General features: G+C 62.9%; 13 protein-coding genes and 1 riboswitch. Of the genes, 6 read left to right on the top strand and 7 right to left on the bottom strand.

Translation table 11 applies throughout. The features are described 5' to 3' along the window. Nucleotides 1–24: 24 nt before the first annotated feature. A riboswitch (TPP riboswitch) is annotated at nt 25–138 on the bottom strand. Nucleotides 139–240: 102 nt separating this feature from the next. From M727_RS0112205 to M727_RS0112190, 4 genes are all read left to right on the top strand, one after another. Next, complete coding sequence (locus M727_RS0112205) at nt 241–885, top strand: thiamine diphosphokinase (protein WP_027152925.1); 645 nt, start codon at nt 241–243, stop codon at nt 883–885. A 1-nt stretch (nt 886) separates the two neighbouring features. Further along, nucleotides 887–2,707, top strand: coding sequence for an ABC-F family ATP-binding cassette domain-containing protein (locus tag M727_RS0112200; protein ID WP_027152924.1), 1,821 nt, complete (start codon nt 887–889; stop codon nt 2,705–2,707). Between the two features lie 63 nt (nt 2,708–2,770). Next, nucleotides 2,771–3,013 carry a type II toxin-antitoxin system CcdA family antitoxin gene (locus M727_RS0112195; RefSeq protein ID WP_036262191.1) on the top strand — a complete coding sequence of 81 codons (243 nt, stop codon included), beginning with the start codon at nt 2,771–2,773 and terminating at the stop codon, nt 3,011–3,013. Next, on the top strand, nt 3,013–3,312 hold the full coding sequence (locus M727_RS0112190) for a CcdB family protein (protein ID WP_023803907.1): 300 nt from the start codon (nt 3,013–3,015) through the stop codon (nt 3,310–3,312). The genes M727_RS0112195 and M727_RS0112190 overlap by 1 nt, the downstream gene beginning before the upstream one ends. A 26-nt stretch (nt 3,313–3,338) precedes the next feature. Here M727_RS0112190 and M727_RS0112185 read toward each other — a convergent pair whose 3' ends face one another. Together M727_RS0112185 and M727_RS0112180 are read right to left on the bottom strand one after the other, a co-directional pair. Further along, nucleotides 3,339–4,976, bottom strand: coding sequence for a hypothetical protein (locus M727_RS0112185; RefSeq protein ID WP_027152922.1), 1,638 nt, complete (start codon nt 4,974–4,976; stop codon nt 3,339–3,341). A gap of 74 nt (nt 4,977–5,050) precedes the next feature. After that, entirely contained in the window at nt 5,051–6,349 is a 1,299-nt protein-coding gene (locus M727_RS0112180; RefSeq protein ID WP_027152921.1) for an adenylosuccinate synthase, read from the bottom strand. Nucleotides 6,350–6,662: 313 nt separating this feature from the next. On the opposite strand from M727_RS0112180, the gene M727_RS0112175 reads away from it, so the two are divergent. Next, nucleotides 6,663–7,553 carry a DMT family transporter gene (locus tag M727_RS0112175; protein WP_027152920.1) on the top strand — a complete coding sequence of 297 codons (891 nt, stop codon included), beginning with the start codon at nt 6,663–6,665 and terminating at the stop codon, nt 7,551–7,553. A 105-nt stretch (nt 7,554–7,658) separates the two neighbouring features. On the opposite strand, the gene serA is transcribed toward M727_RS0112175, so the two are convergent. The 5 genes from serA to glmM form a co-directional block, all read right to left on the bottom strand. Further along, entirely contained in the window at nt 7,659–9,257 is a 1,599-nt protein-coding gene (gene serA / locus M727_RS0112170) for a phosphoglycerate dehydrogenase (RefSeq protein WP_027152919.1), read from the bottom strand. Between the two features lie 180 nt (nt 9,258–9,437). Next, a complete protein-coding gene (locus tag M727_RS0112165; RefSeq protein ID WP_027152918.1) occupies nt 9,438–10,613 on the bottom strand; it encodes a phosphoserine transaminase in 1,176 nt (391 codons plus the stop codon). Nucleotides 10,614–10,801: 188 nt separating this feature from the next. After that, nucleotides 10,802–11,551 (bottom strand): outer membrane protein, encoded by a 750-nt coding sequence (locus M727_RS0112160; RefSeq protein WP_027152917.1) that lies wholly within the window; start codon nt 11,549–11,551, stop codon nt 10,802–10,804. Between the two features lie 191 nt (nt 11,552–11,742). Continuing rightward, nucleotides 11,743–12,582 carry an outer membrane protein gene (locus tag M727_RS0112155; RefSeq protein WP_027152916.1) on the bottom strand — a complete coding sequence of 280 codons (840 nt, stop codon included), beginning with the start codon at nt 12,580–12,582 and terminating at the stop codon, nt 11,743–11,745. A 228-nt stretch (nt 12,583–12,810) separates the two neighbouring features. Beyond that, nucleotides 12,811–14,163, bottom strand: coding sequence for a phosphoglucosamine mutase (glmM, locus tag M727_RS0112150; protein WP_027152915.1), 1,353 nt, complete (start codon nt 14,161–14,163; stop codon nt 12,811–12,813). 515 nt (nt 14,164–14,678) lie between these two features. Between glmM and M727_RS0112145 the strand changes: the two genes are divergently transcribed. Next, entirely contained in the window at nt 14,679–15,341 is a 663-nt protein-coding gene (locus tag M727_RS0112145) for a hypothetical protein (RefSeq protein WP_027152914.1), read from the top strand. Nucleotides 15,342–15,564: the final 223 nt, after the last annotated feature.

Here is a 15,564-nt window from a genome sequence, read left to right as displayed (position 1 = left end):
GTTGAAGGGAATTGAGGCGTCGGGTTGTCCGAAACGTCTAATCCCTCCGCCGGTACAAACCGGATCAGGTTCAGCGGGTTGGCAGGTTGCCTCTCAGCCGGTCCGCGAAGATCGCGTCCAGCACCCCGTTAGAGCGCTTCGACACATAGGCCCGGCCCATCTGCGGCGCAAGCGGAAGTTTGCCGGGCATCCAGACCGCGGCCTTCCGTTTCGCAAGCAGGGCTGGTAAGGGCCACGCATATGAGCAAATTCACCATCCTGCTTGGCGGCGACCTTATCCGCACGCCGCTGCTCGACCGCCAGGTCGAAGGCACGCGTGTCATCGCCGCCGACGCCGGCATCAGCCATGCCCGGACTCTGCGCCTGACCCCGGAACTCTGGGTCGGCGACTTCGATTCGGTGCCGGCGGATTTGCCGAACGAGCTCGCCGCCGTGCCGCGCCAAGTGTTTCCGGAAGAAAAGGACAAGACCGACGGCGAACTGGCTATCGCCGCCGCGCTCGAACGCGGCGCGACCAGCCTCGTGCTCGCCGGCGCGTTCGGCGGCAAGCGCACCGACCACGCCTTCCTGCATCTGGCGCTCGGCGTCCGGCTGGCCGAGGCAGGGACAAAGGTGCTTTTGACCAGTGGCGCACAGGAAGGCGTGCCCTTGCTTCCCGGAAAGGCCGGCTTCGACTACGCCGACGGCACGCTGTTTTCGATTCTCGGCTTCTCCGACCTTGCCGGTCTGACCGTGACCGGCGCCAAATGGCCGCTGAACCATGTCGAGGTGGCGTTCGGCTCGTCGTTGACCATTTCCAACGAGGTCAAGGGCCGGCTCGAAGTCGCGCTGGGCAGCGGCCGCGCGCTGTTGCTCGCCCATCCATTTCCTCTACCTGAAAGCTGACATGGCGCCGCCGCTTCTCAATCTCGACGGGATAAAACTGACCTTCGGTGGCACGCCGCTGCTCGACGGGACGGAACTGACGGCGTCGGCGGGCGACAAGATCGCTCTGGTCGGCCGCAACGGCTCGGGCAAGTCGACGTTGCTGAAGATCGCTGCGGGATTGATCGAGCCGCAGGATGGCGAGGTGTTCCGCCAGCCTTCGGCAACAGTGCGCTACCTGCCGCAAATGCCCGACATGGATGGTTTCGCCAGCGTCCGCGCCTATGTCGAGGCGGGGCTCGGACCCGCCGACGATCCCTACCGCGCCACCTATCTGATGGAGCATCTCGGCCTGTCCGGCGAGGAACGGCCGAACGATCTCTCCGGCGGCGAAGCCCGCCGTGCTGCCCTGGCCCGCGTCATGGCGCCGGAGCCCGACATTCTCCTCCTCGATGAGCCGACCAACCATCTCGACCTGTCGGTCATCGAATGGCTGGAGGAGGAGCTTGCCCGCACCTCTTCGGCGCTGATCGTCATCTCGCACGACCGCCGCTTCCTCGAGCGCGTGTCGCGCGCCACCGTCTGGCTCGATCGCGGCCAGACCCGCAGGCTGGACAAGGGCTTTGGCCATTTCGAGGAATGGCGCGACACCGTTCTGGAAGAGGAAGAGCGCGAGCAGCACAAGCTTGGCCGCCAGATCGTGCGCGAGGAGCACTGGTTGCGCTATGGCGTGACGGCAAGGCGCAAGCGCAACATGCGCCGGCTCGGCGAATTGCAGACCATGCGCCAGCGCTTTCGCGGCCATCGCGGCGCCGAGGGTGCGGCGACCATGGTGGCCAGCGACGCCGCCGAATCCGGCAAGCTGGTGATCGAAGCCAGGAACATCGAGAAGAGCTTTGGCGACCTCACTGTGGTCAGGGGTTTCTCAACCCGCATCCAGCGCGGTGACCGCGTTGGCCTGGTCGGCCCGAACGGCGCCGGCAAGACGACGCTGCTGAAGATGCTGACCGGCGAATTGAAGCCGGACTCAGGCACGGTGCGACTCGGCACCAATCTGGAGATCGCCACGCTCGACCAGAAACGCGAGGCGGTCGACCCGCAAGAGACGCTGGCGCAGTATCTCACCGACGGCCGCGGCGAGAACCTTGTCATCAACGGCGAGCAGCGCCACGTCGTCTCCTACATGAAGGACTTCCTGTTCAAGCCGGAACAGGCGCGCACGCCGGTGCGCGAGCTTTCGGGCGGCGAGCGGGCGCGGCTGCTACTCGCCCGTGTGCTGGCGCGGCCGGCAAATCTTTTGGTGCTCGACGAGCCGACCAACGATCTCGACATGGAGACGCTGGAACTGCTGCAGGAACTGGTCGCCGGTTTTGCCGGCACCGTCATCCTGGTCAGCCACGACCGCGATTTCCTCGACCGCACGGTGACCAGCCTGATCGCGCCGGAAGGCGGTGGCCGCTGGATCGAATATGCCGGCGGCTATTCAGACATGCTGGCGCAGCGCGGCGGCACCAGGCTGGACGACCGCAAGGCACGGCCGAAGGCCGAGACGAGTGAAGTGGCGGCGGCAGCCAGGACCGAGGCAACTGCGCCGAAGGGCCCGGCGAAAAAACTGTCGTTCAAGCAGAAATTCGCGCTGGAATCGCTGCCCAAGAAGATCGACGCGGTGACCGCCTCGATATCACGGCTGGAGGACAATATCGCCGACCCGGCCTATTACGAGCGCGACCCGGCCTCATTCCAGAAGACCATCGCCGCGCTCGACAAGGAGCGCGCCACGCTGGCAGCGCTCGAGGAGGAATGGCTGGAACTTGAAATGCTGCGCGAGGAGATGGAGGGGTAGACGCTTCGCCGTTGCTCCAACACGACAATGCGCATACATTATGCGCATTCTGCGGAGGTCATCATGCGAAAGATAGCTATGAATGCGGTTCGTCAGCCGGCAAATCTGTCGATCGACTCAAAGCTCATGAAGGAAGCCAAGGGACTCGATGTGAATGTCTCGCGCGCCGCCGAAGCCGGTATCGCAGAGGCGGTGGCTGCAGAAAAAGCCCGACTATGGAAACTTGAGAATCGCGCCACAATGGAAGCGTGGAACGAATACGTCGAAAAGCACGGTATTCCGTTGGAAGAACATCGGCAGTTCTGATGGCGCGCTATGATGTCTTCGCGGGTCGGGTCGAAGGCAGCTATTTGCTGGACGTCCAATCCGACCTGCTCGACGATTTTAAAACACGGGTGGTGATCCCGCTGCTTCCGACAACAATGACGCCGCCGCCGATGCGAAAGCTACATCCCCTCGTCGAGATCAATGGGCGAAAATTGGTTGTGGCCACCCATCTGATCGCCACGGTTCCGGCCAAGGAATTGGGCGAAAGTCGACTGAATATCTCCAGGCATCACGACGACATCGTGGCCGCGCTCGACATGCTGTTCCAGGGCTTCTGAGCCGAAGGGAGGCCGGTGAGTCGGCCTCAGCCCGCCTCTTTTGTTTGCCAGGCCTTCAGCGCCTCATCGAACACCTTCTCGCCGGGAATGCCCTTTTCCATGGTGAGCAGCGCCCGCCGACCGGTCTTGTAGACGACCGGCACGTCGATCCATTTCTGGCCCCGGAGCAGGGTCAGATTGGCGTCTTCGTCCGCCTTTGTGTCGTTGAGAGCGACCAGGAAGAAGCCGTCGGCGATCTTGGCCGGGATGCCGATCAGCGGACTGCCGGCATCCTGTTCAGAGCCCTTCATGGCGACGCGCAGGATGTTGTCGACACCGCCGCCGTCGAAACCATCGGGCGTCAGGAAAATCATCTCGATGATGTGGCTGGCCGGCAGCGTCTGGTCGGTGTTGCGGCGGATGGTCATGCGCAACTGCACGTCCTTACCCGGAATGCTCGCCTCGGCGCGGATTGCCGGCTCGGGCGGCAGATTGCCGCCGGGCGATTCCTGCACCAGCGACCAGACGATGCTGCCGGGCTCGGCCGAGCCTTGCGCGGTGCTGGTGCGCTCCTCGTAGAAGATCGCCTTCTGGCCGACCGCCAGCGCGGTTTCCGCAGGCGCGGCTGTCGGTGCAGCACCCGGCGCGGCACCCAGGGCCGGCGCGGCTGCGCTATCGGTCGGCGCCGCCGGCGCCGGCGGCGCGCCGTCGGCAGGCGGTGTTGCGGGGGCCGCACCCGGCGTTGCGGGCACAGTCGTGGCTGGCGGATCACCGGCCGGCGCTGCAGGCGCAGGTGCGGCCGGCGGCGGCGTGGTCAGTGCTGCGACGGATTCGCCCTCTCCGATGCCGCCTTGTCCTGAAGCGGGGCCGGGATCGACCTCACCGCCCTCCGGTGTCAGCCGCTGGGTGAACTTTGTGCCCTCGGCATCGGCTGGAGCCGCTGCGGCCGGGGCCCTTGCCGCAGCATCGGCAGCCGGCCGCTCGGCCGGGCTCGGCTTCACCAGCGGTTCTACGGTTGCGACCGTCGTGCTGTTGAGACCCAGCATGTTGCTGAACGCGTCCTTGTTCAGCCAGATGCCGTAGCCGCCGCCCGCGATGACGAGCAAAGCGATGACAGCGGCGATCAGCCCGCCATAGCTGCGCCTGCGCTCGGCAGGATGCTGACGCTGAAAAGTGTCCGGCGCCGGCTCCTCGTCGTTGGGGAAGACATCGTCTCTAAAGCTATCGCTGTTCTCGTACGCCGCTGGAAGATCCGCGTCCGAAGGCTCCGCATCGGTGCCCTCTGGAGGCGGTTTTTGCCAATTCAGCGAGGCTTTGGCGGCAGGTGCCGGCTGCCATTCCGGCTCGGTCTTGGCCGGCTGCCATGCCGGCTCGGCCTTTGCCGGCTGTCGGACATGGCTGGGTTGGTTCTTGTTGCGGTCGATGGAGGAGAAGATGTCCTCCAGCTCCGACAGCGGATCGGATACCGGCGCAGGCTTGGCGTAGCCCCGCTCGACGATGGCGATGGCATCTTCCAGAGTGCGCTTATGCTGGGCAACGACCGACGGCGCCAGCGGCGGTATGTTCTTCGCAAGCTTGTCCGCGATTGTCGAACGGGCCTTGTCATAGACCCTGGCGCGTATCTCCGGCGTCGGATTGCCAAGGCCGTCGAGTGTCTTTTTCAGAGCACCAACAAAATCTGCCATGCTTCAGTCGACCTGCATTTCGTTTCTGGGCCGGCCCCCGCAAAACGGCCGCGATGCCCGGAACAGCTTGGAATCTAGTCTTGAAACGGATCGGTCACAAGTATTGTGTCGTCCCGTTCAGGGCTGGTGGAAAGGAGTGCGACCGGCGCGCCGATCAGTTCCTCGATGTGACGGACATATTTGACTGCCTGGGCCGGCAGATCGTTCCAGCTTCTGGCGCCGGCGCTGGTGCCTTTCCAGCCCTCCAGCGTCTCGTAGACCGGTTCGACGCGCGCCTGCGCACCCTGGCTGGCCGGCAGATAGTCGATCGCCTCGCCATCGAGGCGGTACCCAGTGCAGACCTTGATCTCGTCCAGCCCGTCGAGCACGTCGAGCTTGGTCAGGGCGATGCCCTTGATGCCGTTTACGGCAACGGCTTGGCGAACCAGCACGGCATCGAACCAGCCGCAGCGGCGCTTGCGGCCGGTGACGACGCCGAACTCGTGGCCGCGCGTGCCCAGGAACTCGCCGATCTCGTTCTTCTGTTCGGTCGGGAACGGACCTTCGCCGACACGCGTCGTATAGGCCTTGGTGATGCCGAGCACATAACCGATGGCACCCGGGCCGACGCCGGATCCAGCGGCCGCTTGACCGGCCACCGTGTTGGACGAGGTGACGAACGGATAGGTGCCGTGGTCGATGTCGAGCAGCGTGCCCTGCGCACCCTCGAACAGGATGCGTTCGCCGGCGCGGCGCTTGTCGTCGAGGATCTTCCAGACGCGGTCCATATAGGGCAGTATCTCGTCGGCGACCGAAATCAACTCGCTCATGATTGCGTCATGCGTGACTTCGGCGTGGCCGAGCCCGCGGCGCAGCGCATTGTGATGCGTCAGCAGCCTGTCGACCTTCAAGGGCAGCGTTTCCAAATCCGCCAAATCCATCACCCTGACTGCGCGCCGGCCCACCTTATCCTCATAAGCGGGGCCGATGCCGCGACGGGTCGTGCCGATTTTCGTTCCCGAATTGGAGGCGGCGTCTTCGCGGAATCCGTCCAGCTCCCGGTGCAAGGACAGGATAAGCGCGGTGTTTTCGGCTATTTTCAGGCGCTCCGGCGTCACCTCGACGCCTTGCGCCTTCAATTTCGCCACTTCCGCGACGAAGGCATGCGGGTCGAAGACGACGCCATTGCCGATGATGGACAGCTTGCCTTGTCGCACCACGCCGGACGGCAGCAGCGACAGCTTGTAGACCTTGCCGTCGACGACCAGCGTATGGCCGGCATTGTGGCCGCCCTGGAAGCGCACGACGACGTCAGCGCGTTCCGACAGCCAGTCAACGATCTTGCCTTTGCCCTCGTCGCCCCATTGCGAGCCGACGACCACCACATTGGCCATGTTTCTTTTCCCTTGAGGCGCCGCTCGGAGCGGCTTGAATGGTTCGAAACGACAGGCTTCTATCGCATCGGCCAGAAAATCGGAATCGATTTTCGGATAGCACGACGCGAACGTTCAAAGCCTCGAGACGCGTACTTTGTGCGTCCAAGTGGACGTACGTCGTTCTATAACGTCAACACCCGGCGAGCGCGACCATTCTTTGCCGCCGAAAGCGCCCTCAGGCACAACAATTTTCGCGTTTGACATCATTTACTTGGGCGAACTACCACAATAGGTCGGCAATGACCCTGCCCACCCCGGCTGGAATTTCGCGATGCATCGAACCGCCTATCTGTTCCTGCTGTTCACCACCTTGCTGTGGGGCGGCAACTCCGTGGCCGGCAAGCTGGCAGTCGACCATATTTCGCCGATGACGCTGGTCTTCCTGCGCTGGGTCCTGGCCGTTCTGATCATGCTGCCGATCGGCTGGCGAACGCTGCGCGAGGACTGGCCGGTGGTGTGCAGGCATTGGTTACTGCTTGGCGGGCTCGGCGCTTGCGGCTTCACCTTTTTCAACGCGATCTTCTACACGGCGCTCAACTACACGACGGCGATCAACGTCTCGATCGAGCAGGCGGCAATCCCGGTCGTCATCATCCTCGCCAATTTCGTGCTGTTTCGCCTGCGTGTGAACCGGGTGCAGATCGCCGGTGTCGTGCTGACGATCATCGGCGTCGCCCTGACCGCCAGCCACGGCGATCTGCGCCAGCTCCTCAAGCTGGATCTCAACTTCGGCGACGCCATCATGCTGATCGCGGTGCTTTGCTACAGCTTCTACTCGGTCGGGTTGCGGCTGAAGCCGGCCATACGCTGGCAAAGCCTGATGCTGGCGCTGTCGATTGCCGCACTGGTGACCTCGCTGCCTTTCTTCCTCTGGGAGGTGGCTGCCGGCAAGGTCATCATCCCCGATGCGCGCGGCTGGGCGATAGCGTTCTACACTGCGATCGGCGCTTCGGTCGTCTCACAGATTTTTTATATCAGGGGCATCGAACTGATCGGCGCCAACCGGGCCGGCCTGTTCATCAACCTGGTGCCGATCTTCGGCACGCTGCTGTCGGTGCTGATCGTCGGTGAGACATTCCAGCTCTATCAGGGCGTGGCTCTCGTGCTGGTGCTCGGCGGCATCAGCCTGGCCGAATACAGCGGACGTAAAATGGCGATTTGACAGCCGGAACCTGTGACGGGCCGTGAAAGAACTCTGTCGATATTTCGACGCCATTGTCGAAACGCCCCGTGGGCTTACAAAGCCCGCGGGGCGCTCGCGCATGATTCAGGCGACGCCGACGTCGAAATGCAGCCGCTTGGCGGAGTCGATCGACTTGTGCGCCCGCACCTGTTCCAGCACCTTCTCCGGGAACGGCGCATCGAGATAGAGCAGCGCGATGGCATCGCCGCCAGGCCGGTTGCGGCCGAGCTGGAAGTTGGCGATGTTGACGCCGTTCTCGCCGCAGACCGTGCCGAGCAGGCCGATGATGCCGGGCGCGTCGGCATTCGTCGTGTACAGCATGTGCTGACCGACCTCGGCGTCGAGGTTGATGCCCTTGATCTGGATGAAGCGCGGCTTGCCGTCCGAGAAGCAGGTGCCGGCGATCGCACGCGTCTTGTGCTCGGTCTTGACCGTCAGCTTGATATAGCCGTCGAACACGCCCGATTTGTCGCGCTTGACCTCGGCGACGATGATGCCGCGCTCCTTAACCATGATCGGGGCCGAAACCATGTTGACGTCGGAGACCTGCGGCCGGATCAGCCCGGCAAGTGTGGCGCTGATCAGCGCGCGCGTGTTCATCGTCGCGGTCGAGCCGTCGAACAGGATCTCGACCTCCTTGATCGGATCCTCGGTGACCTGGCCGACAAAGGCGCCGAGCACTTCGGCCAGCTTGACGAAAGGTTTTAGGCGCGGCGCTTCCTCGGCGGTGATCGACGGCATGTTGATGGCGTTGGAAACGGCGCCCTTGATCAGGTAGTCGGCCATCTGCTCGGCGACCTGCAGAGCGACATTCTCCTGCGCCTCCATCGTCGATGCGCCGAGATGCGGCGTCGCCACCACATTCTCCATGCCGAACAGCTCGCTTTTCTCCGCCGGCTCGACCTCGAACACGTCGATGCCGGCGCCTGCCACCTTGCCGCTTTTCAACGCCGCGATCAGGTCGGCCTCGACGATCAGCCCGCCACGGGCGCAGTTGATGATGCGCACGCCGGTCTTCATTTTGGCGATCGCCGCAGCGTCGATGATGTTGCGCGTCTTGTCGGTCAAGGGCGTGTGCAGGGTGATGAAATCGGCGCGGGCGAACAGCTCGTCGAGTTCCACCTTCTCGACGCCGAGCTCCTCGGCGCGGCTGTCCGACAGGAACGGATCGAAGGCGATGACGTGCATCTTCAGGCCAACGCCGCGCGTAGCGACGATCGAGCCGATATTGCCGCAGCCGATGATGCCCAGCGTCTTGCCGGTGATCTCGGTGCCCATGAAGCGGTTCTTTTCCCACTTGCCGGCATGGGTCGAGGCATTGGCTTCCGGTATCTGGCGGGCCAGCGCGAAGATCATGGCGACGGCATGCTCGGCGGTGGTGATCGAATTGCCGAAGGGCGTGTTCATCACGATGATGCCCTTGCGGCTCGCAGCCGGGATGTCGACATTGTCGACGCCGATGCCGGCGCGGCCGACCACCTTGAGCCTTGTGGCGGCGTCGATCAGCTTTTCGGTGACTTTGGTCGCCGAACGGATGGCGAGGCCGTCATACTGGCCGATCACTTCGAGCAGCTTTTCCTTGTCCTTGCCGAGATCGGGCAGGTAGTCGACCTCGATGCCGCGATCCCTGAAGATCTGCACGGCGGTGGTGGAGAGTTTGTCTGAGACGAGAACGCGGGGCATGGGCTTCATCCTTTGCGATTGGCGCCCCTCCCCTGACGGGAGGTCGGCGCGAAGTGCCGGGGTGGGGTGGCTGCGGCCGGGCGTGGCCGAAATCTTTTTCTTCTGGACGGCGGACCGTTGAGTTGGGTGGAGGCGACCCCACCCGGCCCTTCGGGCCACCCTCCCCTCGAAGGGGAGGGATCAGGCGGCCGCCTTGAGCGACGCCTTTTGCGCGGCAAAGGCCCAGTCGAGCCACGGCAGCAGCGCTTCGAGGTCGGAAGTCTCGACGGTCGCGCCGCACCAAATGCGCAGGCCCGGCGGCGCATCGCGATAGGCGCCGATATCGTAGGCGACGCCTTCCTTGTCGAGCGCCGAGACGATGCCCTTGGCGAACGCCGCTTGTCCGTCGGCATCGAGCGCGGCGACGTCCGGGTCGGTGAAGGAAAAACAGACGGACGTGTTCGATCGCGTCGCCGGGTCGGTGGCCAGATGGCCGAGCCATGCGGATTTACCGACGAAACCATCGATAATGGCGGCATTGGCGTCGGCGCGGGCAATCAATGCGTCGAGGCCGCCGATCGACTTCGCCCAACGCAGTGCGTCGAGATAATCCTCGACGCACAGCATCGACGGCGTGTTGATGGTTTCGCCCTTAAAAATGCCTTCGATGAGCTTGCCGCCCGAGGTGAGGCGAAAGATTTTCGGCAGCGGCCAGGCCGGCTTGTAGCTTTCCAGCCGCTCGACGGCGCGCGGGCTGAGCATCAGCATGCCATGCGCACCTTCGCCGCCCAGCACCTTCTGCCAGGAGAAGGTGACGACGTCGAGCTTGCCAAAATCGAGCTCTTGCGCAAAGGCCGCCGACGTGGCGTCGCAGATGGTCAGGCCCTTGCGCGAGGCCGGGATGAAATCGCCGTTCGGCACGCGCACGCCTGACGTCGTGCCGTTCCAGGTGAAGACCACGTCGCGGTCGAAGTCGATTTTTGTCACATCCGGCAGTGCGCCGTAGCCGGCTTCGATCCTGCGGACGTCGGCGAGCTTCAGCTGCTTGACCACGTCGGTGACCCAGCCGGAACCGAAACTCTCCCAGGCGACCATGTCGACGCCGCGTTCGCCGAGCAGCGACCACAGCGCCATCTCGACCGCGCCGGTGTCCGACGCCGGCACGATGCCGATGCGATAATCCGCCGGCACCTGGAGAATTTCCCGCGTCAGCTCGATCGCCTGTTCGAGCTTGGTCTTGCCGATCTTGGCGCGGTGCGAGCGTCCGAGCGCGGCATTGGCCAGCGCCTCGACTGACCAGCCGGGGCGTTTTGCACAGGGACCTGAGGAAAAATTGGGATTTGCCGGGCGCAGTCCGGGCTTCGTATGGATCGTCATCGTGGTCTATCCTTCCAGATAGTGGCCCCTCGTTGGGGAGGGGTGGCCCACGGACGGCGATATGCGTTCAGGCTTCCGGCGTCAAGAGGAAAGTTTTTGTCGCTGACGGGATACTGGTCGCATCCTAGACCAAAAACAGAACGGCGGACCGAAGTCCGCCGCTGGCATCCCCGAGGCTTTCGCCGTGCCTACCAGAGATCGTAGCGCAGCCCGACCTTGACCTGATGATTGCTGATCCCTTTGTCGATCGGATAGGAATCCAAATCCTGTGCGGTGGTATATTCGGCGTCGGGTGCGGAAAAATATTGATAGCCCAGATCGACTGAAAGGTTCTTGGACACCTGGTAGGCAAGGCCGGCGTTCAGCGTATAGGCGAAAGAGTAATGGGTCTCGTTGTCATCGCGGACGAAATCGTCGGCGGGGTTGGCGTTGTCTGTGAAGTAGTCCGCCGAGAGGCGCCGCCTGGTCTGGACAATACCGATACCGGCGCCGAGATAGGGTGTGATCCCGACATAGGTGCCAAGATCGACATAGCCGTTGAGCATGCCCGAGAACGCGTAGTTCTCCAGGTCCGCCGATGCCACGGTCGTTCCGTTGTCATAGCTGACGCTGATCTCGTTGCCGGGCAGATAGCCGAGATTGAGATCGGCGCGCAGATAATCGGTAAAATGGTAGCCGAAGCCGATGCTGGCGAAGATGTGATCCTCTTCTTCGTCGAAGTTCGCTGGCGCGAAGGCGAAGTCCTCATTGTCGAAGCTCTTCTGCACCAGATAGGAGACATCGCCGCGCAGATACCATCCCGAACCGACTTCGACCGGCACATAGTCCGGCGCCTGGTCGACATAGATCGGCGGATCGTAGTCGGCGCCAAGCGCCTGCGACAACGGCGTCAGGGCGATTGCTGCAAGCGCCAGTGCTATGCGCGATTTGACTGTCATGATCCCCGGCTCCCGAAGGTGGCGCCATTCGCGATCGCGAGCGCCGTTTCAGGGCATTGTTAACCATAGTGGTTAAGTGCCGGTTAAGGATAACAGGGCGTTAGCGAATTGATTTTGATGCGCGTTGCCGCCACAACGAAAAAAACCGCCCGGCTTTTGCCGGGCGGTCCGCAAACCTGCTCTCGAAGCGATTACTTGGTGTAAACCGGTTCGGGTTCGTAGGCGATCGGCGCCGGCTGCGCGCAGTCCGAGTTGCCGAACTGGTAGCGCAGGCCGCCGCGCACTTCATGCACATTGATGCCCTTGTCACGGCCAGGACCGACATTGCTGTCTGAAGCGTAGTCGAACATCTTGCCGCCCTCGATATGGCTGAAGCGGTAGCCGAGATCGAGCTTGACGCGATCGGTCAGGCAGTAGGAGGCGCCCGCCATGGCCGCATAGGCAAAGCGCCAGCCCTTGCCGCCATGATGCTCGAACTCGCCGTCGATGTCGTTGTTGTGCAGTGTATCCCACTTGACCCAGGCGCCGCCGATACCGGCGCCGACATAAGGCGTGATGCCGTGCCAGGTGCCGATATCGACATAGGCATTGGCCAGGAGCAGCAGCGCCGTATAGGATGAGTGGTCGGTCGAAGTGCAGGGCGTCTGATTAACGCCGCAGAAGCCGCTGGTCGAGCCGCGGAAATCGGATTTGCTCATCCAGTCCGCGGTCAGGTCGGTGCGGAAGTGCCGGTTGATCTGGTAACCGACGCCGGCGCCGGCCGAGAAGGCGCCGTCCAGCTTGCCGCTGTCAAAGCTGCCGGTGCCGGGTGGGTCGCCGTAGGTGATGTAGTCGGCGCCGCGGAACTTCGACCAGTGGTAGTCGATGTCGCCGCGAATGTACCAGCCGCCATATTCGACCGGCTGCTCGTAGACGGGCGGCGGCGGGGCCGGCTCGACCACGGGCGGTTCGACGAAGTCGGCGGCGAACACTGGTCCGGCCACGCCCGCGAGCAGCGCGGCAAAGACGGCCATTCTTGCTGTATTGAACATGCTTGTCACCCCTGAGAACCCTCGGCACAGCGAACGCGTCCGAATCTGATTGGCTTCAGTCGTGGATAATGAATTGGAAAAGTTAAAAGCCATTTAACCCTATCGCTTAACCATGAATCTCTAAATCTTTCGGGATTTTCGCGTTTTGCGCCAATGATTTGGCGTGCGAACACGCGAAAAAAAAGCCCGCCGGAAGGCGGGCTTTTCAACCTGGCAAAAGCTGGGGGATCAGGCGGCGCTGCGGGTTTCCGAAATGACCTCGACGATGTCGTTGACGACGGCCTCGACCAGTTGCTGATCGTCGCCTTCCGCCATGACGCGGATGAGCGGTTCCGTGCCGGACGGCCGGATGACGAGGCGGCCAGCCTGGCCCAGGCGGTGGCGTCCATCTTCGATCGCCGCCTTGACCAAAGCTTCCTCGAGCGGCTTGCCGCCGGAAATATGAACGTTCTTCAGCAATTGCGGCACCGGCGCGAACTTCTTCGACAATTCGCTGACCGGTCGGTTCTGCCGCTTGATGCAGGCGAGCACCTGGAGCGCCGAGACGAGGCCGTCGCCGGTGGTGGAAAAATCGGACAGCACGATGTGGCCCGACTGTTCGCCGCCGACATTCAGGCCGTGCGCACGCATGTGCTCGACGACATAGCGGTCGCCGACCTTGGTGCGGTGCAACTGCAGGTTCATGTCGCCGAGGAAGCGTTCGAGGCCGAGATTGGACATCACCGTCGAGACGACGCCACCGCCGGCCAGCCGTCCGCTCTGATGCCAGGACTCGGCGATCAGCGCCATGATCTGGTCGCCATCGACGATCGCGCCGTTCTCGTCGACGATGACGACGCGGTCGGCGTCGCCGTCGAGCGCGATGCCGATATCGGCGCGCACTTCGTGCACCTTCTTCTGCAGGCCGGCCGGATGGGTCGAGCCGCACTCCTTGTTGATGTTGAAGCCGTTGGGCTCGACATTGATGGCGACAACCTCGGCGCCGAGTTCCCACAGCGCCTCGGGCGCCACCTTGTAGGCAGCGCCATTGGCGCAATCGACGACGATGCGGAGGCCCGACAGCGACATCGACCGTGGCAGCGTGCGCTTGGCGAATTCGATGTAGCGGTCATGGACGCCGTCGACGCGCTTGGCGCGGCCGAGCCCGTCCGAATCGGCGAGCGCCAGGTCGATATCCTTGTCGAGCATGCCCTCGATGCGCTCCTCGATCTCGTCGGAGAGCTTGTAGCCATCGGGACCGAACAGCTTGATGCCGTTGTCGTAGTAAGGATTGTGCGAGGCCGAGATCATCACGCCGATGTCGGCGCGCAATGAGCGCACCAGCATGGCGACCGCGGGCGTCGGAATCGGGCCGAGCAGGAACACATCCATGCCGGCGGCGCACAGGCCCGACACCATCGCATTCTCGATCATGTAGCCGGAAAGTCTGGTGTCCTTGCCGAGCACGACGCGGTGACGATGGTTGCCGCGCTGGAACGAAAGGCCGGCGGCCATGCCGACCCTCATGGCGATCTCCGCCGTCATTGGAAATCTATTGGCGCGCCCGCGAATGCCGTCCGTTCCGAAATAACTTCCTGCCATGCTAGTCAGCTTCCCGATGGTTCATTGCCGGCACGTCATGCCACACATTGGCCCGAGCCCTATCATCACAATTCATGATTATAGGGCACCATTCCTTAGAAAACCGTTGTCTTGTGTGTTTTGTGTCACGTCAGTGCTTTGATTTCGCCTGCCGTGGTTGCAGCACAGCGTTCAGGAACTTCTGACCGCATCTGGATTGTTTCATGTGCCCGTCGATAGGCATTGAATTCGGAATCCGCGCGTCGTGTTGCTTTGGACCGGGCATTCAGGTCCGCCGCACTGGCCGACCCGATCGGCCCGCCATGTGAGGCAGTTCCTGATACTGGTCCGCCCTATACAAGTTTTCCGTGCAAATGCGCGCGGGTAAATCGCCCGGCGAACGGAGGCTGGCACCCATTTCATAAAAATAATGCACTTTCCGACAGCTTTCACGCCATTTAGCCTCTGGCGCAACCATTCGTTGAGTGTTATTGCTTGCTTGGGACATAACATGAACATCCAGAGGGAGAAGACACATGCTCATCCATCGACTTGCCACTTTGACGGGTCTTGCCGTCGTGACTTTATCCCTGGCGGCACCCGCCAAAGCGCTGACCATGGCCGAATGCAGCACCAAGTATAACGCGGCAAAGGACGCGGGAACACTTGGCGGGCAGAACTGGAACCAGTTCCGCAAGGCAGAATGCGGCACCGTTGCCGCCGCAACCGATGCCACGCCAGCCAAGGCGGACAGCACCAGCGCTGCAACTACCGATGCGGCCGCCGCAGCGACGACCAAGGCAGCGGCAACTGCCAATGCAGGCAACGGCCTCAGCAGGGCGGAGTGCGGCGCCAAATATCGGGCGGCCAAGACCGCCAACACACTGAACGGCATGAAGTGGAACGACTTCCGCATGAGCCAGTGCGGTGCCAGTGCTTCCGACAACGCCGTGCCGGCAGCCGACCAGGCAAGCCTGACCAGCCAGCCGGAAAAGCCGACCCTCATCGCGCCACAGGGTGTGACGTTTCCGAAGGCGATCTCCGACAAGTATAGCAGCGAAACCCCGGCCAAGGCCCGCATGTACACCTGCCGCGACCAATATCACGCCAACAAGGAGGCCGATGCGCTGGGTGGCCTCAAGTGGATCCAGAAGGGCGGCGGCTTCTACAGCCTGTGCAATGCCGCGCTGAAGAGCTGATCGGGCATTCACATTCGAAGATAGCAAGGCCCGCGAACCGCAAAGGTTCGCGGGCTTTTTTTGCCGGCGGTGGCAGGCAGGGCCAGGATATGCCGTATCTGCGCTGCAAGCGAGGCGCTGTCGGCGCCGCTGCCAATCTCCCCCCTTGCGGGCCCTTGCGGGGAGATCAGCCCTCATCACGGCATCCGCAAACCTTCAACGTCTATTTCCCATGTGGAGAAAT

The sequence above is a fragment of the Mesorhizobium sp. WSM2561 genome (assembly GCF_000513915.1).
Classification (GTDB): Bacteria; Pseudomonadota; Alphaproteobacteria; order Rhizobiales; family Rhizobiaceae; genus Mesorhizobium; species Mesorhizobium muleiense.
Note: the sequence above shows the minus strand (reverse complement) of the source record. Positions and strands in the feature narration are given on the sequence as shown.